The sequence below is a fragment of the Streptomyces sp. NPDC043854 genome (assembly GCF_056436005.1).
This window is the reverse complement of record NZ_JBWKDK010000006.1, coordinates 51,304-69,596: the sequence shown is the minus strand read 5'-3', so window position 1 is coordinate 69,596 and position 18,293 is coordinate 51,304. Positions and strand designations below refer to the sequence as shown.

The 18,293-nt window shown below is 70.9% G+C and carries 19 protein-coding genes; 11 read left to right on the top strand and 8 right to left on the bottom strand.

Annotated elements, in window-relative coordinates:
* Window positions 1–19: 19 nt before the first annotated feature.
* Window positions 20–1,798: a glyoxylate carboligase gene (gcl, locus tag AC068A_RS08110; protein WP_478582780.1), complete on the top strand. Its 1,779-nt coding sequence runs from the start codon at window positions 20–22 to the stop codon at window positions 1,796–1,798.
* Here the strand turns inward: gcl and AC068A_RS08105 are convergent, their stop codons facing one another.
* Window positions 1,799–2,389: a TetR family transcriptional regulator C-terminal domain-containing protein gene (locus AC068A_RS08105; RefSeq protein WP_478582777.1), complete on the bottom strand. Its 591-nt coding sequence runs from the start codon at window positions 2,387–2,389 to the stop codon at window positions 1,799–1,801.
* 536 nt (window positions 2,390–2,925) lie between these two features.
* On the opposite strand from AC068A_RS08105, the gene AC068A_RS08100 reads away from it, so the two are divergent.
* Together AC068A_RS08100 and AC068A_RS08095 are read left to right on the top strand one after the other, a co-directional pair.
* Window positions 2,926–3,534, top strand: coding sequence for an RNA polymerase sigma factor (locus tag AC068A_RS08100; RefSeq protein WP_478582341.1), 609 nt, complete (start codon window positions 2,926–2,928; stop codon window positions 3,532–3,534).
* Window positions 3,531–3,842, top strand: a complete 312-nt coding sequence (locus AC068A_RS08095) for a hypothetical protein (RefSeq protein WP_478582339.1) — start codon at window positions 3,531–3,533, stop codon at window positions 3,840–3,842. Before AC068A_RS08100 ends, AC068A_RS08095 begins: the two co-directional genes overlap by 4 nt.
* A gap of 357 nt (window positions 3,843–4,199) precedes the next feature.
* On the opposite strand, the gene AC068A_RS08090 is transcribed toward AC068A_RS08095, so the two are convergent.
* From AC068A_RS08090 to AC068A_RS08080, 3 genes are all read right to left on the bottom strand, one after another.
* A complete protein-coding gene (locus AC068A_RS08090; RefSeq protein WP_478582775.1) occupies window positions 4,200–5,657 on the bottom strand; it encodes a catalase in 1,458 nt (485 codons plus the stop codon).
* A gap of 227 nt (window positions 5,658–5,884) precedes the next feature.
* On the bottom strand, window positions 5,885–6,778 hold the full coding sequence (locus tag AC068A_RS08085) for a 2-hydroxy-3-oxopropionate reductase (protein ID WP_478582337.1): 894 nt from the start codon (window positions 6,776–6,778) through the stop codon (window positions 5,885–5,887).
* Between the two features lie 87 nt (window positions 6,779–6,865).
* Window positions 6,866–7,699, bottom strand: coding sequence for a TIM barrel protein (locus tag AC068A_RS08080; protein WP_478582334.1), 834 nt, complete (start codon window positions 7,697–7,699; stop codon window positions 6,866–6,868).
* A 125-nt stretch (window positions 7,700–7,824) separates the two neighbouring features.
* Here AC068A_RS08080 and AC068A_RS08075 point away from each other — a divergent pair, with 125 nt between their 5' ends.
* From AC068A_RS08075 to AC068A_RS08045, 7 genes are all read left to right on the top strand, one after another.
* Complete coding sequence (locus AC068A_RS08075) at window positions 7,825–8,076, top strand: thiamine-binding protein (RefSeq protein WP_478582331.1); 252 nt, start codon at window positions 7,825–7,827, stop codon at window positions 8,074–8,076.
* A complete protein-coding gene (locus AC068A_RS08070; protein ID WP_478582328.1) occupies window positions 8,073–8,456 on the top strand; it encodes a helix-turn-helix domain-containing protein in 384 nt (127 codons plus the stop codon). The genes AC068A_RS08075 and AC068A_RS08070 overlap by 4 nt, the downstream gene beginning before the upstream one ends.
* Before the next feature lie 152 nt (window positions 8,457–8,608).
* Complete coding sequence (uraD, locus tag AC068A_RS08065) at window positions 8,609–9,115, top strand: 2-oxo-4-hydroxy-4-carboxy-5-ureidoimidazoline decarboxylase (RefSeq protein ID WP_478582325.1); 507 nt, start codon at window positions 8,609–8,611, stop codon at window positions 9,113–9,115.
* A 7-nt stretch (window positions 9,116–9,122) separates the two neighbouring features.
* The gene (uraH, locus tag AC068A_RS08060) at window positions 9,123–9,515 is read left to right on the top strand and encodes a hydroxyisourate hydrolase (protein ID WP_478582323.1); all 393 of its coding nucleotides are present in this window, start codon (window positions 9,123–9,125) and stop codon (window positions 9,513–9,515) included.
* 6 nt (window positions 9,516–9,521) lie between these two features.
* Window positions 9,522–10,445 carry a factor-independent urate hydroxylase gene (pucL, locus tag AC068A_RS08055; RefSeq protein WP_478582320.1) on the top strand — a complete coding sequence of 308 codons (924 nt, stop codon included), beginning with the start codon at window positions 9,522–9,524 and terminating at the stop codon, window positions 10,443–10,445.
* Between the two features lie 269 nt (window positions 10,446–10,714).
* Window positions 10,715–12,109 carry an 8-oxoguanine deaminase gene (locus tag AC068A_RS08050; protein WP_478582317.1) on the top strand — a complete coding sequence of 465 codons (1,395 nt, stop codon included), beginning with the start codon at window positions 10,715–10,717 and terminating at the stop codon, window positions 12,107–12,109.
* A 342-nt stretch (window positions 12,110–12,451) separates the two neighbouring features.
* Window positions 12,452–13,084: an HAD family hydrolase gene (locus AC068A_RS08045; RefSeq protein WP_478582314.1), complete on the top strand. Its 633-nt coding sequence runs from the start codon at window positions 12,452–12,454 to the stop codon at window positions 13,082–13,084.
* A gap of 71 nt (window positions 13,085–13,155) precedes the next feature.
* Here the strand turns inward: AC068A_RS08045 and AC068A_RS08040 are convergent, their stop codons facing one another.
* Entirely contained in the window at window positions 13,156–13,773 is a 618-nt protein-coding gene (locus AC068A_RS08040) for a 3'-5' exonuclease (protein ID WP_478582311.1), read from the bottom strand.
* A 60-nt stretch (window positions 13,774–13,833) separates the two neighbouring features.
* A complete protein-coding gene (locus tag AC068A_RS08035; RefSeq protein WP_478582309.1) occupies window positions 13,834–15,024 on the bottom strand; it encodes a GDSL-type esterase/lipase family protein in 1,191 nt (396 codons plus the stop codon).
* Window positions 15,025–15,324: 300 nt separating this feature from the next.
* On the opposite strand from AC068A_RS08035, the gene AC068A_RS08030 reads away from it, so the two are divergent.
* Window positions 15,325–15,780: a hypothetical protein gene (locus AC068A_RS08030; RefSeq protein WP_478582306.1), complete on the top strand. Its 456-nt coding sequence runs from the start codon at window positions 15,325–15,327 to the stop codon at window positions 15,778–15,780.
* Here AC068A_RS08030 and aceB read toward each other — a convergent pair.
* Both aceB and AC068A_RS08020 read right to left on the bottom strand, forming a co-directional pair.
* On the bottom strand, window positions 15,770–17,389 hold the full coding sequence (gene aceB, locus AC068A_RS08025; RefSeq protein WP_478582303.1) for a malate synthase A: 1,620 nt from the start codon (window positions 17,387–17,389) through the stop codon (window positions 15,770–15,772). The two genes, AC068A_RS08030 and aceB, sit on opposite strands and share 11 nt — an antisense overlap.
* Window positions 17,390–17,662: 273 nt before the next feature.
* The gene (locus AC068A_RS08020; protein ID WP_478582300.1) at window positions 17,663–18,217 is read right to left on the bottom strand and encodes a nucleotidyltransferase family protein; all 555 of its coding nucleotides are present in this window, start codon (window positions 18,215–18,217) and stop codon (window positions 17,663–17,665) included.
* Between the last annotated feature and the right edge of the window lie 76 nt (window positions 18,218–18,293).

Below are 18,293 nucleotides of genomic sequence, written 5' to 3'. Positions count from 1 at the left end.
GGAGTACTCGATGCCCCGTATGACAGCCGCAGCCGCCGCCGTGGAGATCCTCAAGCGCGAGGGTGTCGCGCAAGCGTTCGGCGTGCCCGGCGCTGCGATCAACCCGTTCTACCGGGAGCTCAAGAACGTGGGCGGCATCAACCACACCCTCGCCCGCCACGTCGAGGGCGCCTCGCACATGGCCGAGGGGTACACGCGGGCGAAGGCGGGCAACATCGGTGTCTGCATCGGTACCTCCGGCCCCGCCGGCACCGACATGATCACCGGCCTGTACTCCGCGATCGCGGACTCGATCCCGATCCTCTGCATCACCGGCCAGGCCCCGGTCTCGAAGCTCCACAAGGAGGACTTCCAGGCCGTCGACATCGCGGCGATCGCGAAGCCCGTCACCAAGGCCGCGACCACCGTCCTCGAGGCCGCGCAGGTCCCCGGCGTCTTCCAGCAGGCGTTCCACCTGATGCGCTCGGGCCGCCCCGGCCCGGTCCTGATCGACCTTCCGATCGACGTCCAGCTGACCGAGATCGACTTCGACCCCGAGACCTACGAGCCGCTGCCGGTCTACAAGCCGTCCGCGACCCGCGCCCAGATCGAGAAGGCGATCCGGTTCCTGCTCGAGTCCGAGCGCCCGCTGATCGTCGCCGGCGGCGGCATCATCAACGCCGACGCCTCCGACCTGCTGGTCGAGTTCGCCGAGCTGACGGGCGTTCCGGTCATCTCCACCCTGATGGGCTGGGGCACCATCCCGGACGACCACGAGCTGGCCGCCGGCATGGTCGGCGTCCAGACCGCCCACCGGTACGGCAACGCGACGTTCCTCGAGTCGGACTTCGTCCTGGGCATCGGCAACCGCTGGGCCAACCGCCACACCGGCTACAACATGGACGCCTACACCAAGGGCCGCACGTTCGTCCATGTCGACATCGAGCCGACCCAGATCGGCAAGATTTTCGCCCCGGACTACGGCATCGCCTCCGACGCCAAGGCCGCGCTGGAGCTGTTCATCGAGGTCGCCAAGGAGCTGAAGGCTTCAGGTGGGCTGCCGGACTTCTCCGCCTGGGCCGCCTCCGCGCAGGAGCGCAAGGCCACCCTCCAGCGGCGTACGCACTTCGAGAACATCCCGATGAAGCCGCAGCGCGTCTACGAGGAGATGAACAAGGCCTTCGGCCCGGAGACCCGCTACGTCACCACCATCGGCCTCTCCCAGATCGCCGCCGCGCAGTTCCTGCACGTCTACAAGCCGCGCCACTGGATCAACTGCGGCCAGGCCGGCCCGCTCGGCTGGACCATCCCGGCCGCCATCGGTGCCGCCACCGCGGACCCGGAGACCCCGATCGTCGCCCTCTCCGGCGACTACGACTTCCAGTTCATGATCGAGGAGCTGGCGGTCGCCGCCCAGCACAAGGTCCCCTACGTCCACGTCCTCGTGAACAACGCCTACCTGGGGCTGATCCGTCAGGCGCAGGGCAACCTGGGCATCAACTTCGAGGTCAACCTCGAGTTCGAGAACATCAACGCCCCGGAGCTCGGCGGCTACGGCGTCGACCACGTCAAGGTCGCCGAGGGCCTGGGCGTCAAGGCCATCCGCGTCACCGACCCGGAGGAGCTGGGTGCGGCCTTCGAGCAGGCCAAGAAGCTGGCCGTCGAGCACCGGGTCCCGGTCGTCGTCGAGGCGATCCTGGAGCGCATCACGAACATCGCGATGAGCAAGACCGTCGACATGAGCGACGTCACCGAGTTCGAGGAGCTGGCCACCGAGCCCGGCCACGCCCCGACCGCGATCAAGGCCCTGAAGGTCTGATCAGCCTCCCTGACCGGAAGGTCGGGCAGGAACAGCACCCGAACGGCCCCCGCCCCTCCGCAAGGAGGAACGGGGGCCTTCGTGCGTCCGTACGCGCGTATGCCGTACGAGGCGCGGGGGGCCTACGCGGCGGGGGCCGAGCTCCGCGTCGACCGCGCCGGACAGCAGCTCGCGGGCCCGCTCCAGGCCCAGCGAACCGCTCAGCCGGCGCTCGCTGAGCCCCTCCACGAGCGCGGTCAGCCGCTCGGCGGCGTCGAGCGGCTCGACCCGCAGATCGGCCAGGCCGGCCGCCTGGGCGTCCGCGACGAGCTCGGCCGTGTCCCGGACCCACCCGCGGGTCGACTCGACGAGCTTCGCGCGCAGACCGGGGCCGGCCGGCGAGGATCCGCCGGGGCAGCCGGGCCCTCGCCGGCCTCCTCCCGCAGGACCCCGATCACCTGGGCGAGGCGCTCCACCGCGGCCTCCGCCCTCGCCCTGATGTCGCCCGCGGCCCGGCGGTGCTGCTCGTCGAGGCCCTGAGCGAGCTTGAGCGCTCCGGCCGACAGGCCGGCCCGCCGGCGGGAGCCGGGCCGGTACGGCGCACAACGCCACCGCACCCGCCGCGACGGTCGCGCCGAGGGCGAGCGCCGCCCGGGTCGGCTGCCGCGCGAGCCGCCCCGCCTGGAAGGCGGCCACCGCGGCGGGCACGGCCCACCACAGGCTCAGCACGGACAGCGCGGCCGACAGCAGCGCAGCCGCGGAGAGAACGCCTTCCGCGTCAAAGCCGCGGCGCGGCGCGGACTGTGAGGTCCCGGACCCGTCGTCGATCAGTTCGGTGTACGCGGAGTCGACGGTACGGATCCCTCGGACCGTCCGGCACTGCCGAAAGTCACGTACGCCCTGCGCGGACGCCGTGCCGAGAAGAAACTTCGGCCTGCGGCGAATCCTCTGCGGACCTCCCCGTCTCTTATCTGCGTACCGGCCGAACGCGCCGGCAGAACCGGGAGGAAACGCCAATGATGGTCACCGGCCTCATCGTGATCGGAGCCCTGCTCGTGGGCGCATGCAGCTGGCACCTGATGCGGCGCTACCAGAGCCGAAGCTGACCGGCACCTGCGCGCGGGCCGCCCATCCGAGTACGAGGAGTCATGAACCAACGCCATCCCTGGCCGCAGGAGCGGCTGATCAAGGCCGCTCAGGACGGCGACGTCACTTCGCTCACCACCGTCGTCATGGAATCCCAGCCCCATGTGCGCAAGTTCGCCCTGTCGCTGTGCGCCTCGCCGCAGGACGCGGAGGACGCGGCGCAGGAGGCGCTGATCATCCTCTACCGGAAGATCGGCACCTTGCGGGCCACCGGCGCGCTTGCCTCGTGGATGTTCCGGATCGTGCGCAACGAATGCCTCCGGCAGGTGCGCCTGTTCGTCCCGCGGAGCGACCGGGCGCCGACCGAACCGGAGGCGTCCGCGGAACCGTCCGCGGAACCGTCCGCCGAGGACGCGGTGCTGCACAGGCTGGAGGTGGAGCGGATCGCGGCCGCGGTCGGTGCCCTTCCCCGCGACCAGCGACAGGTCCTGGTCATGCGGGACGTACAGGGCCTGCCCGGCAGGACCGTCGCCCGTTCGCTCGGTCTGAGCAACGCCGCGATGAAATCACGGCTGCACCGGGCGCGCGCAGCACTGCGTCACTCACTGGCCGTGACCGACCGGGCGGCCGGTCACGCCATCGACCCACGAGTGGGAGGAGACCCACGATGAACTTCGCCGGCACGTCCGTCCCGCGCCACCTGGCGCGCGGCGCCATCGGCTTCGGGCTGATCATCGGCTCGATCTGCCTGGTGCCGGTCGCCGGACCGGCCGCCCTGCTGGCGGCCCCGTTGGCCCTGATCGCCTTCCGCGGCTGCCCCACCTGCTGGATGGTCGGCCTGGCGCAGACGATCTCCCGCGGCCGTCTGGAACGCCGATGTGCCGACGGCGTCTGCACCCTCACCGAGGCGCACCCGGCGGCGAAGCCCGCGCAGCAGCCGACCGAAAGGCAAAGCGCCGGGTCGCGGGACCGTCCGTGACTCGGCGCTTTGGCTGTGACCGCCCGACGGTGCGAGGCTGGCGCGACAGGACGTTCGCACCGCCGGGCGGAGTGGTGGGGGGAGGTGGTGTTCCGCGTCCGTACAGGGGACTCTGTGCGTGGCCCCTGTACGGACGCGGAGCGGCTGGGACCGTGGCGGTCGGCGACGGGAGCTCCGGCTCCGTCTCCCTCAGGTCAAGAGACGGGCCTCGGCGCCCATGACCACCGCACTGGCTCGCACGCCCGCCACGGTCCTCGTCCTGACCCCACCGCGGACCACCCCTCATCCGGGTCCGCAGTGTGGGCCCAGCGCCCGAAGCCAGACCTCCCGCCAGGCTTCAGGCGCAGCTTGCGGCTCTCAGCCCTCGCGCAGCGCGCGGACGGCCTCCTCGACGCGCTTGCCGTAGTCGGCGTCCGCGGCGTGGAAGTGAGCCAGGTTCTTCTCGATGACGTCCTCGCGGCCGACCTGGGAGAGGCCGCCGGCGATGTTCGCCACCAGACGCTGCTTCTCGGCCTCCGACATCAGGCGGTAGAGCTCGCCGGCCTGGAAGAAGTCGTCGTCCTTGGTGTGCAGCGGGGCCGCGTGGGTGCCCGTGTAGCCCGAGACGGCCTTCGGGGCGCCGAGGGCGAGGCCGGTCTCGGCCGGGCCCTGGTACGAGTTGGGCTCGTAGTTCTTGTCGGTCCGCGCACCGTTGCGGGTGGCCATGAAGCCGTCGCGGCCGTAGTTGTCCGCCACGGCCGCCTTCGGGGCGTTGACCGGCAGCTGGGTGTGGTTGACGCCGAGGCGGTAGCGCTGGGCGTCGGCGTACGCGAACAGGCGGCCCTGGAGCATCTTGTCCGGCGAGGCGGTGATGCCCGGGACGAAGTTGTTCGGGGAGAAGGCGGACTGCTCGACCTCGGCGAAGACGTTGTCCGGGTTGCGGTCGAGGACCAGGCGGCCCACGCGCTGCAGCGGGTAGTCGGCGTGCGGCCACACCTTGGTGAGGTCGAACGGGTTGAAGCGGTAGTCCGCGGCCTCGGCGGCCGGCATGATCTGGACGTAGAGGGTCCAGGACGGGTACACGCCGCGCTCGATGGCCTGGAGCAGGTCGGTCTGGTGCGAGTTGGGGTCCTTGCCCGCGAGCTCGGCGCCCTGCTCGGAGGACAGGCAGCGGATGCCCTGGTTCGTCTTGAAGTGGTACTTGACGAAGAAGGCCTCGCCCTTGTCGTTCGTCCACTGGTAGGTGTGCGAGCCGTAGCCGTTCATGTGGCGGTACGAGGCCGGTATGCCGCGGTCGCCCATCAGCCACGTGATCTGGTGCGTCGCCTCGGGGGCGTGTGCCCAGAAGTCCCAGACGTTGTCCGCCTCCTGCTTGCCCGTGAAGGGGTCGCGCTTCTGGGAGTGGATGAAGTCGGGGAACTTGATCGGGTCCTTGATGAAGAACACCGGGGTGTTGTTGCCGACGAGGTCGTAGTTGCCCTCTTCGGTGTAGAACTTCAGCGCGAAGCCGCGCGGGTCGCGGACCGCGTCCGCGCCGCCGAGCGAGTCAGCCACGGTGGAGAACCGCAGGAAGGTCTCGGTCTTCTTGCCGACCGTGTTCAGGAACGCGGCGCTGGTGTAGGCGGTGACGTCGTCGGTCACCTCGAAGTAGCCGTACGCAGCCGAGCCGCGCGCGTGCACCACACGCTCCGGGATGCGCTCACGGTTGAAGCGGGCGAGCTTCTCGAGGAGCTGCTGGTCCTGGATCAGGAGCGGGCCACCGACGCCGGCGGTGGCGGAGTTCTGGTTGTCGGCGACCGGGGCGCCGGACTCGGTCGTCAGCGTGCGCTTCGACATGGTGACCTTCCGTACGGGTAACTGCTGACGGAAAGCGTTTTCCGTCATGCGGAACAGCCTAGATTCGGGCCGATCGCAACGTCAACAGTTTGTTGAACAAAGGTGGAGAGTGGTGATCCGGACGGTGCCGGCGCCTGGGCGCGACAGGACAGGTGTCGGCACCGGCACCGTCCGGAAACTCGGACCCCCCGGTGGGGGGAGGGGGTTGGCCCGATCGGGCTGCCCGGTCAGACCTGGGAGCCGGAGAGCCGCTCGACGGCGCGCAGCAGGGCCGAGTGGTCCAGGCCGCCGTCGCCCTGGGCGCGCAGCGAGGCGACCAGCTGGGCGACGACCGCGCCGACCGGGAGGGCCGCACCGACGTTGCGGGCGGCGTCGGTGACGATGCCCATGTCCTTGTGGTGCAGGTCGATCCGGAAGCCGGGCTTGAAGTCGCGGTTCAGGAAGTTGTCCTTCTTGCGGGTCAGCACGGTGGAGCCGGCGAGGCCGCCGTTGAGCACGTCCAGGGCCGCCGTCAGGTCCACGCCGGACTTCTCCAGGAAGACCACGGCCTCGGCGCACGCCTGGATGTTGACGGCGACGATGAGCTGGTTGGCGGCCTTGACCGTCTGGCCGGAGCCGTGCGGGCCGCACAGGACGATGGTCTTGCCGAGCGCCTGCAGGATCGGCAGGGCCGCGTCGAAGTCGGCCTGCTCGCCGCCCACCATGATCGACAGTACGGCCTCGACGGCGCCGGCCTCGCCGCCGGAGACGGGGGCGTCGATGACGCGGATGCCCTTCTCCTTGGCGTTCTTGGCCAGGTCGACGGAGGTCTGCGGGGTGATCGACGACATGTCGACGATCAGCGCGCCGGACTTCGCGTTCTCCAGGATGCCCTCGGGGCCGTAGCAGATGGCCTCGACCTGCGGGGAGGCCGGCACCATCGTGATGATGACGTCGGCGTCCTCGACGGCCTCGGCGATGGAGCCCGCCGCGGTGCCGCCGGCCGCCGCGAGGCGGTCCAGCTTGTCCTGCTCCAGGGTGAAACCGGTGACCGGGTAGCCGGCCTTCAGGAGGTTCTCGGACATGGGGGAGCCCATGATGCCGAGGCCGATCCACGCAATCTTGGGGAGGTTGTTGCTCATTGTGACGGGGTCCTTCTCTGAAAAGCTCTGGAAGCTGCGTACGAAAAGTGGCGGGCGCGCCCGGGGGAAACTCCGGACTCCGTCCTCCTACCGGGCGGCGCGGGCCTCGGCCGGCAGCCAGTCGAAGGACGCGGCGGCGTCCTCGGCCTTGTACTCCAGGCCGACGAAGCCCTGGTAGCCGGCCTTCTTGAGCTGGTCGAGGAGCTCCTCGAGGGGCAGCTCGCCCGTGCCCGGGGCACCCCGGCCCGGCTTGTCCGCGATCTGGACGTGGCCGGTCTTGGCGGCGTACTTTCCGATGGCCTCGGAGAGGTCCTCGCCGTTCATCGCCAGGTGGTACAGGTCGAGCAGGAACTTGGCGTTCCCCAGGCCGGTCGCCTCGTTCACCTTGTCCACGACCTCGATCGCGGACGGCGCGCTCACCAGCGGGTAGAGCGGGGACTCGGGCTTGTTCAGCGTCTCGATCAGCAGGATCGCGCCCACCCGGTCCGCGGCGCGGGCCGCGGTCACCAGGTTCTCCAGGGCGAGCTCGTCCTGGACGGCCGGGTCCACACCCTCGACGCGGTTGCCGTAGAGGGCGTTCAGCGCCTTGCAGCCGACGGAGGCGGCGAAGCCCGCCGCGACCTCGATGTTGGCGCGGAAGCGGTCCGACTCCTCGCCGGGTACGGAGACCGCGCCGCGGTCCGGCCCGGGGAGCCGGCCCGCGTAGAAGTTCAGGCCCACCAGCTGCGTGCCGGCGTCCTCAAGGGCCTTCTTGAGGGCGTCGAGCTCCTCCTGGGCCGGGGTGGGGGTGTCGATCCAGGGCCACCACAGCTCGACCGCGGTGAAGCCCGCCGCGGCGGCGGCCGCGGGGCGCTCCAGGAGCGGGAGTTCCGTGAAGAGGATCGACAGGTTCACATCGAAGCGCTGGTCCGTGTATCCCATGAGGGGTGTGCGCTCCTTCCGTATTGCGGAAGTTTGTTTCTGCTTGATGGAAGACTGCATGGGGCTGTGTGCGGATGTCAAGTGGGGGCTGCCGGAATTTCGGTACCTCGGGGTAGCTTGACCAGGTGCGATTGAGAGTGGAGTTCACGACCGAGCCCTTCGACCTCGAAGAGGCACCCGCCCATGCCGTGGTCGCGCGAGAGGTCATCGAGAAGGCGCAACTGGACGCGGTCGACGTCGGCCCGTTCGGCAACACCGCCGAGGGCGAGGCCGGCGAGGTGCTCCAGGCGGTGTCGGCGCTGCTGCGCGACGCGCTTCAGGCCGGGGCCACGCGCGTCTCCCTCCAGGTGAACGTGATCGGGGAGGGCGTCGAATGACCGAGCCTCGCGACCACCCGTTCGTCGCCGCGGTCAAGCCGCTGGTCGACGCGATGGGCGGGGTGCTGATGGATCCCGCCCAGGCCGGGCCCGACGACGTGGTGCTCGCCTGGGAGGGGCGGGACGTCCTCGCCGTGCGCCTGCCGCAGCTGGGCGAGTCCCTGGACCACATCCTGGCGGCGCTGGAGCGCCGCCACGGCGTGCCGCTGGCGCAGCTGGACCGCAAGTCCAAGCAGGGCATCGTCCGGATGCTGGAGGCGCGCGGCGCCTTCAGCGTGCGCCACGGCGTCGAGACCGTGGCGGGCGCCCTCGGTGTCAGCCGCTTCACCGTTTACAACTACTTGAACCGGGAAAACCCCAATAAAAACAACCAGGGGTGATCCAGCTGTCACCCAGGGTCGCGAGCCGCCGTCCGAATCAACCGGACGGCGGCTTTTGTGTACGGGAAAATTCAACAAAGTGTTGACGCCGTGTTGCCGAGGGCGTTAGCTATGCGCAGCCCGTCAAAGCAATCAGGCCACGGAGGCTTCCCGTGACTTCGAGTCCGACCCCGGGGCTTTCCCGGTTCAACGCCTTGGCCGATGCAGCGGCCGCGGCCGAACTGCACGAGGTGTGCGCCAGCGCGGCCTGGGGCAGCAAGGTCCTCGCCCACCGCCCCTTCGCCGACGCCCCCTCCCTGTTCGCCGCGAGCGACGCCGCCATGGCGGAGCTCACCGCCGCGGACCTGGAGGAGGCCATGGCCGGCCACCCCCCGATCGGCCGTCCGAAGCCGGGCGACCCGACCTCCGCCCGCGAGCAGCGGGGCATGGCCGGGGCCTCCGAGGAGCTCAGGGCCGAGCTGCTCGAACTCAACCTGGCCTACCAGGAGAAGTTCGGCCACGTCTTCCTGATCTGCGCGACCGGTGCGACCGGTGAGCAGATGCGGGACGCGGTCAAGGTCCGGATCCAGAACACCGCCGAGGCCGAGCGGGAGATCGCCCGCGGAGAGCTCGTCAAGATCAACCGGATCCGTCTGACCCGCCTCGCCGAAGGAGAGTGACACGGCCATGAGCACCGAAACCACCGCATCGGTGTCCACGCACATCCTGGACACCAGCATCGGCCGTCCCGCCGAGGGCGTCGCCATCTCGCTCGCGGCCCGCAGCGGCCACGACGCCGAGTGGACCGCCCTGGGCGGCTCGGCCACCGACGCCGACGGGCGTTGCAAGGACCTGCCGGCACTGCCGGAGGGCACCACCCACGTACGCCTGGACTTCGAGACCGAGGCGTACTTCGCCAAGAAGCAAGCCGCCGAGGCGCAGCAGGACGCCCCCCGCGTAAGGGACAGCGGTGCGTTTTTCCCCGAGGTGACCATCACGTTCGCGGTCAACCCGGGCGAGCACTACCACGTACCGCTGCTGCTCAACCCGTTCGGCTACTCCGTTTACCGAGGGAGCTAGCAGACCATGCCCACGATTCTCGGCCAGAACCAGTACGGCAAAGCAGAGAACCGCGTCGTCAAGATCACGCGGGACGGCGACACCCACCACATCAAGGACCTGAACGTCTCCGTCGCCCTCTCCGGCGACATGGACGACGTGCACTACTCCGGCTCGAACGCGAACGTCCTGCCGACGGACACCACCAAGAACACGGTGTACGCGTTCGCCAAGGAGTACGGCATCGAGTCCGCCGAGCAGTTCGGCATCCACCTGGCCCGCTGGTTCGTAGGCAGCCAGGAGCCGATCCACCGGGCGCGCATCCGCATCGAGGAGTACGCCTGGGAGCGGATCCAGACCTCGGACGCGAACTCCAAGTTCATAGGCGCCGACGAGGTGAAGCACTCCTTCGTCCGCAAGGGCCAGGAAGTCCGCGTCACCCAGGTCACGTACGACGGCAAGAACTGGGAGGTCATCTCCGGCCTCAAGGACCTGGTCGTCATGAACTCCACGAACTCCGAGTTCTGGGGGTACGTGAAGGACAAGTACACGACCCTCCAGGAGGCCTACGACCGCATCCTGGCCACCCAGGTGTCGGGCCGCTGGCGGTTCAACTGGACCGACGACGAGCAGCGCATGCCCAACTGGGAGAAGTCCTACGAGGCCACCAGGAAGCACATGCTCGAGGCCTTCGCGGAGACCTACTCCCTCTCCCTCCAGCAGACGCTGTACCAGATGGGCTCACGCATCATCAACCACCGTTCGGAGATCGACGAGGTCCGCTTCTCGCTCCCGAACAAGCACCACTTCCTCGTCGACCTGGAGCCCTTCGGCCTCAAGAACGACAACGAGGTGTACTTCGCCGCGGACCGCCCGTACGGTCTGATCGAGGCCACGATCCTGCGGGACGGCGCCGACGCGCGCATCCCGGTGGACCTGACGAACCTCTAGCCGGCACCCGGCATCCGGCATCCGGCACCCGGCGTCCCGGGGCTCCTCAGCGGCCCCGGGACCCGGACACTCCGGATACCCCCGGCTCCACCCGCACCGCGCATCCACCCGAATCGCGCATCCACCGCAACACCTTCGCACTTCCCGAACTCGGCACCCGGAGCATCACACGGGGCGGCAGTACTGTCAGCTGTCAGGCCCCGGTTTCGGCACTCAAATCCCTGGGTCCTGCCGTGCCCGCACCGCCACTGAAAGCACGAGGAAGCCCCATGGCAGCCACTGACAGCGCGGCCCGGCGCATCGTCATCGAGAACTGTGCGATCGCCACCGTCGACGCGAACGACACCGAGTACGCCTCGGGTCACATCGTCATCGCCGGCAACAGGATCGAGGCCATCGGCGCGGGCAGCGCCCCCGAGAACCTCGAGAACGTGGTGCGCCGCATCGACGGCACCGGCCACCTCGTGACCCCCGGCCTGGTCAACACGCACCACCACTTCTACCAGTGGATCACCCGCGGCCTGGCCACCGACCACAACCTCTTCAACTGGCTCGTGGCGCTGTACCCGACCTGGGCGCGCATCGACGAGCAGATGGCCTACTCGGCCGCCCAGGGCTCCCTGGCCGCGATGGCCCGCGGCGGTGTCACCACCGCGATGGACCACCACTACGTGTACCCGAAGGGGGCCGGCGACCTCTCCGGCGCGATCATCCGCGCCGCGTCCGAGATGGGCGTCCGCTTCACCCTGGCCCGCGGCTCCATGGACCGCAGCGAGAAGGACGGCGGCCTGCCGCCGGACCACGCGGTCGAGACCCTCGAGGGTGCGCTGGCCGACACCGAGGCGACCGTCAAGAAGTTCCACGACGCGTCCTTCGACTCGATGACCCAGGTCGCCGTCGCCCCGTGCTCCCCCTTCTCGGTCTCCACCGAGCTGCTCAAGCAGGGCGCCGAGCTGGCCCGCCGCCTCGGTGTGCGCCTGCACACCCACGGCAGCGAGACGGTCGAGGAGGAGAAGTTCTGCCACGAGCTCTTCGGCATGGGCCCGACCGACTACTTCGAGTCGACCGGCTGGCTCGGCGAGGACGTGTGGATGGCGCACAGCGTCCACATGAACGACTCCGACATCGCCGCGTTCGCCCGGACCAAGACCGGTGTGGCGCACTGCCCGTCCTCCAACGCCCGCCTGGCCGCCGGCATCGCCCGCGTCCCGGACATGCTCGCCGCCGGCGTCCCGGTCGGCCTCGGCGTGGACGGCACCGCCTCCAACGAGTCCGGCGAGCTGCACACCGAGCTGCGCAACGCGCTGCTGATCAACCGTCTGAACCCGGTGCACCGCGAGGCCGCGCTCACCGCCCGCCAGTCGCTGCGCCTCGGTACGTACGGCGGCGCGCAGGTCCTCGGCCGAGCCGACAGCATCGGCTCCCTGGAGGCCGGCAAGCTCGCCGACCTGGTGCTGTGGAACCTCAGCACGTTCCTGCACTCCTCGATCGCCGACCCGGTCACCGCCCTGGTCTTCGGCGCGGCCGCCCCGGTGACCGCGTCGTTCGTCAACGGCGAGCAGATCGTCGAGAACAACCGGCTGCTCACCGCCGACGAGGACGCCATCGCCCGCTCCACGCGGGACGAGGCCCAGCGCCTCGCGCGCATCACCGCGCAGGGCTGATCCCCCACCGGCTCCGGCCGGGGGGGACGGCCCCCGGCCGGCGGCCGCGGACCCGAGCGGGGTCCGCGGCTCCCGCTCCCGGGCGGCACCGAAGGCTTGCCCGAGGTGCCTCCCGGGGCGGTGACGCGTGCCACCTGACGCCCGTACGGCGGAACGACGCGAGCGCCCTCCGGCCCGCGGCCGCCATGCACGCGGGCGTCGTCACCGGTCTGCTGACCCGGCACCCCGGCGAGTACGGCCGCCCTGTGCAGGCTCCGCTCGACGTGTTCTGCGAGCTCCGAGCCGATCTCCCGCCGGGCGGGTGGTCTCGACGACCGCGGACGGCGCTGCTATCCAAGGGAGGTGGCTGATGACGGGATACCCGGCGCCCCCTTCGACGCGCTGCTCTGCGACTTCGACAACGTGATCCGCTTCTACGATCCGGCCCTGCTCCCGGAGCTGGAGCGGCGGGCCGGGCTGCCGGAGGGCACGACCGCACGGGTGGCCTTCGCACCCGAACGGGGCCTGCCGCTGGTCCTGGGCGAGACCACGAAGCGGCAGTGGGTGGAGTCCATCGTGCTCGGCCTGGCCGACTGCGTGCCGGAGCCGGTGGCCCGCGAGCTGGGAACGGCGTTCGCCGAAGCGCCGTTCCGGGCCGACGAGGCGGTGGTGGCGCTGCTCCGCCGGGTACGGGCGCACATGCCCCTGGTGCTGGTGACGAACGCGACCGAGCAGCTGGAGGCGGACCTGCTGACGCTGGGACTCCAGGACCTCGCGCACCACGTCGTCAGCAGTGCCCGGGTGGGGGTCGCCAAGCCGGACCGCCGGATCTACGAGATCGCGGCCGAACGGGCCGGCGTCGCCGTGCACCGCTGCCTGTTCGTCGACGACCGGGCCGAGAACGTCGAGGCCGCGGTCGCGATCGGCATGACGGGCGTCCACTACCGCGAACTCGCCGACCTCAGCGCGGTGCTGGGCTTCCTGCCGCCCGGCTGAGACCGTCGTGCGGGCGGTGCCGCCCCCGGCACGAGGCCGGCGAACACACCGGCGGGGCCGGCAGTCGGCGGCTACCGGCCCGCTTCGGGGTCGGCCGGGCCCTGCCAGAGCATCAGGTTGCTCATCAGTTCCGCCTGTTCGATGGCGTCGTCGAGGGCGTGGTGGGTGTGGCGGCGGCGGGAGCGGAGCTCGGCCGGCATCCGCCCCTTGACCGCGGCGCGCAGCGGGACCCGTGCCTTCGCCGCGTACAGGGTCTTCATGTCGAGGCAGCCGGAGTGCCCGAAGGGGCTGTCGCCGCCGAACCGCATCAGGTACCAGTACAGGAAGGTCCAGTCGAAGGAGGCGGGGTAGCCGCACATCACCGGCTGCGCCCCGGCCGCCTCGGCCACCGTGCGCACCCACCCCCGGAACGCCGCCATGGCCGCGCCCGGGTCGGTGCCCTCCCGCAGCAGCCGGTCCCGGTCCAGCCCGCTGACGGCCAGGGCCTCCGGGTCGTACTGGTCGCTGATCGGCCGCAGTTCGCGGTAGAAGGTCTGCCGCTGGGGGTCGGCGGCCGTGTACGCGGCGCCGTCCTGCCGCCCGGCGACGGCGGCACCGAAGCTGATCATGGAGTAGGGGCCGGGGATCGGGCCGTCGGCCTCGATGTCGACGGAGATGTAGATGCTGGGACGCGCGGTACGGGCTGCCATGCGCCGAGCATGCCAGCCCGTACCGCGGGCGATCATCCCGATTTCCGGGCCCTGCGGTGGCTACGGGACGGGGGTGAGGTACATCCCGGTCTGGTCCGCGCCGGCGGTGTTCTTGCAGCCGACGCTCGAGGTGCCGCTCTGGCCGACGGCCAGGGCCAGGCAGCGGCCCAGCGCCAGTTGGCCGAAGTGGTTGGGGTGCATGGACTCCTGGACGAGCCCCTGGGTCTCGCTGCTGTCGATCCAGCGCGCCCACTCGCTCGTCTTCGCCGACGCCGGCGTGGTGGAGGTGACCTGCGTGCTGGCCTTGGCGCACACCTCGCGCCCCTGCATCATGTCCCGCAGGTCCAGGAACTGCACGCCCTTCTCCGCCGCGACCGCCTTGAGGCGGTTCGCGATCTGCGGGACGAGGGAGTCCCGCGCCCAGTCCGAGTCCCGGTTCCAGAAGGGGCAGCCGCCGGTGTTCAAGCGGCTCCAGTCGCTCTGGGGGTGACGGTTCTCCGCGCCGCGCGGGATCGGCGACGGGTAGGACTGGAGCACGATCCGGTACGCGGAGTCGCCGTAGCCGGCGGCGCGCATCACGGCCCGGATCTCGTCCACGGACTTCGCGACTCCTCCCATGACGCCGTCGATCTTCTGGTCGACGCCGTACTGCTGGTCGTCGTAGCAGTACGAGTTCCAGATCACGAAGTCGTACGCGCACTCCTCGATGATGTCGGCGAAGCCGAGGTCGTTGCCGCCGACGGAGAGGGCGATGACCTTGACGTTGTGGCTCGCGGCCACGGCGGCGAGCTGGTCGGCCTGCGGGGCCTCGCCCTTGAAGGGGACGCCGCCGCTGACGGAGCGGAAGACGTTCGCGGTGGTGGCGCCGGAGCAGGCCAGGTTGACGGCCGCGTCGGCGATCGGCCCGGCGCTCTTGACCTCGGCGGAGTCGGAGCGGTGGCATCCGCCCGCGGTGGAGCCGTATACCTTCGACGGGTCGTAGACGCTGCCGCTGACCCAGGCCCGGTCGGTGCCGGTCCGGCTGCCCGAATTGGTGAGGCTGTTGCCCTTCCAGCGCCCGGCCTCGCCGGAGATGTAGCTGTCGCCCATGGACACCACGGCGGTGGGCCCGGTCCCGGGGGCGGCGGCCGCGGTCCCGGCCGGGGCAACTGCCAGTGCGCCCGCGGCGAGCGGCAGGGCCAGCCCGGCCCCGGCCAGTCGTCGCAGCCGGCGGTGTGTCCTGTCCTTGCTGGCGTAGCGGAATCCGATCACGACGGAACTCCTGCGGTAGGCCATGCCGGAGCCGGAGCGCGCGAGAACTCCGGGGCATGGCTGGGGAAGTGGGGGACACCGCCGGCCGGTGGCACGGGAAAGGTGACACGCCCCGGCTTGTTACCGCTAGGTAGCCGCAGATTACGATGACGTAACGACCGACCGGTCGTTCGGCCGCCCGAACTCCGCTTCGCACGGCCCGGAATTCCCCGCGCACCGCCCCGCCGCGCCCGGTACGGTCACCCGACCGGACCAGGAGATGCGGGGGTGGGGGCGGTGCGACGGCGGTACGGCCAACGGGTGCCCACCCTGGTCGAAGTGCGCGGCGAGGCGCGGGACTTCGAGCAGGCCAGGGTGGAGTTCGGGGTGCGGGGCTGGCCCGTCGTGGCCGAGTTCGGCCGGGGCGAGGGGCCCTCCGCCGGAGCCCTCGCCGTTGATTCCGGTGCGCGCCTGTTCTGCGTCGAGGTCGTGGTCGTTGCCTCGCTCGCGGGACTCGCCCTCGACAACACCGCGCGGGCCGTCGCCCGTACGCAGCAGGCGGCCGAGCAACGGCGTCCCGCGCCCTCCTGCTTCGGGGTGGACCCCGAGTGGACCCGTCGGCCAGGTCCGGCCCGTCCCGGTGGAGGATCCGGCGCGGGCCTGTCCGCCGCCGCCCGGCTGACCGGTGGATGCGGGCGGCGCACGGGCCGAACGCAACCGGCCCCGGGCCCTTGCGGGCGGGGGCCGGTTGCGTTCGGCGGGCGGGTCAGCCGATGAGGCGGTCGTAGGCCGGGAGGGTGAGGAAGTCCGCGTAGTCGGCGTCCAGGGAGACCTGGAGGAAGAGGTCGTGGGCCTCCTGCCACTTGCCGGCCGCGAAGGCCTCGTCGCCCGCCTCGGCGCGGATGGCGGCGAGTTCCTCGGCGGCGATCCTGCGGGTGAGTTCGGCGGTGGCGCGCTCGCCGTTCTCGAAGACGACACCGGCGTTGATCCACTGCCAGACCTGCGAGCGGGAAATCTCGGCGGTGGCCGCGTCCTCCATCAGGCCGAAGATGCCGACCGCGCCCAGGCCGCGCAGCCAGGCCTCGATGTAGCGGATGCCGACCCGGACGGCGCCCAGCAGGCCCTCGTACGTGGGCTTGGCGTCCAGGGAGTCGATCGCGATGAGCTCGCCGGGCGCCACCGAGACGTCCTCGCGGAGGCGGTCCTTCTGGTTCGGCTTGTCGCCGAGGACGGCGTCGAAGGAGGCCATGGCGATCGGGACCAGGTCGGGGTGGGCGACCCAGGAGCCGTCGAAGCCGTCGTTCGCCTCACGGTCCTTGTCGGCCTTGACCTTCTCGAACGCGACGCGGTTGGCCTCGGCGTCCTTGCGGGACGGGATGAAGGCCGCCATGCCGCCGATGGCGTGCGCGCCGCGCTTGTGGCAGGTGCGGACGAGCAGTTCGGTGTACGCCCGCATGAACGGGGCGGTCATCGTCACCGCGTTGCGGTCCGGCAGGACGAACTTCTCGCCGCCGTCGCGGAAGTTCTTCACGATGGAGAACAGGTAGTCCCAGCGGCCCGCGTTCAGGCCGGCGGCGTGGTCGCGCAGTTCGTAGAGGATCTCCTCCATCTCGTACGCGGCCGTGATGGTCTCGATCAGGACCGTCGCGCGGACCGTGCCCTGCGGGATGCCGACGTGGTCCTGGGCGAAGACGAAGATGTCGTTCCAGAGGCGCGCCTCCAGGTGGGACTCCGTCTTCGGCAGGTAGAAGTACGGGCCCTTGCCCAGGTCGATCAGGCGCTGCGCGTTGTGGAAGAAGTACAGGCCGAAGTCCACGAGCGCGCCCGGCACCGGCCGGCCGTCGACCGTGAGGTGGCGCTCCTCCAGGTGCCAGCCGCGCGGCCGCATCACGACGGTCGCGAGCTCCTCGGCGGGCCGCAGGGCGTACGCCTTGCCGGTGCGCGGGTCGGTGAAGTCGATGCGGCGCTCGTAGGCGTCGATCAGGTTCAGCTGGCCGAGGACCACGTTCTCCCAGGTGGGGGCCGAGGCGTCCTCGAAGTCGGCGAGCCAGACCCGGGCGCCCGAGTTCAGGGCGTTGATGGTCATCTTGCGGTCGGTCGGACCGGTGATCTCCACACGGCGGTCGTTCAGGGCGGCCGGGGCCGGGGCCACCTGCCACTCGCCCTCGCGGACCTGTGCGGTGTCCGGGAGGAAGTCGAGGTGGGAGGTGCGGGCGATCTCGGCGCGGCGCTCGGCCCGGCGGGCGAGGAGCTCGTCGCGGCGGGGGGTGAACCGCCGGTGGAGCTCGGCCACGAAGGCGAGGGCCGCCTCGGTCAGGACCTCGTCCTGGCGGGGCAGGGGTTCGGCGTCGACGATGGCCGGCGATGACGGCGCTGGTGCGGACATGGCTGTCACTCCTTCAGCGGCGGTGCCTGGCGGCCGCGGGGGAATGCTCGCTCAGGACGGCACGCAGTGCCGTCGGGTGTGGAGAGCTCCGGGATACGGTCGCGGGCGCCGTCTGGGGTTCAGGGCGCTTCTGACCAGTGGATAGTAATTTCCTTATGGTGGAAGTTCAATGGTTTGTTGACGTCGAGATTCTCTGAATCGACACACTCCGGTCGGTGGTGGCCCTCAGTGCCACCACGGTCACAGCCCGCTCAAGACCGCCCCTGCCCGTCCTCAGGCGAGTCGTGCCAGGTCGGGCGGGGTGTCGATGTCGTAGGCCTCGGCGATGTCCCCGCACTCCACCAGCGTGAGCTCGTCCGCGTGCCGTGTCAGGTGGACCCGCGCGCCCTTGTCGCCCGTCGCCGTGGCCGCGATGTCCGCCCAGCGGTCCGCCCCGAAGAGCACCGGGTGCCCGCGCTCCCCGCCGTACGCCGCCGCCGCCAGGCTCGCCGGGGACCGGTACGCCGCGAGGACCCGGGCCACGGCCGCCGGCCCGATCCCCGGCTGGTCCACCAGCGAGACCAGGGCCGCGCTCGCCCCCGTGCCGGCCAGCGAGGCGAGGCCGGCCCGCAGCGAGGAGCCCATGCCCTCGGCCCAGTCCGGGTTGTCGACGACCACGCAGCCGCCGAGGTCCGCCCGCTCGCGGACCTCGGCGGCCGAGGCGCCGAGCACCACGTGCAGCGGACCGCAGCCCGCCTCGCGCAGCACCCGCACCGCGTTCTCGACGAGCGGGCGCCCGCGGTAGGGCAGCAGGGCCTTGGGGGGGGGGGGGAAGGGGGGGGGGGGCACCGACCACCGGCGAAACGCCTGCGGTCCGCTGGCGGGAGGCGGGGATGACGAGGAGGGCGGGGAGAGGGAGCGGGGT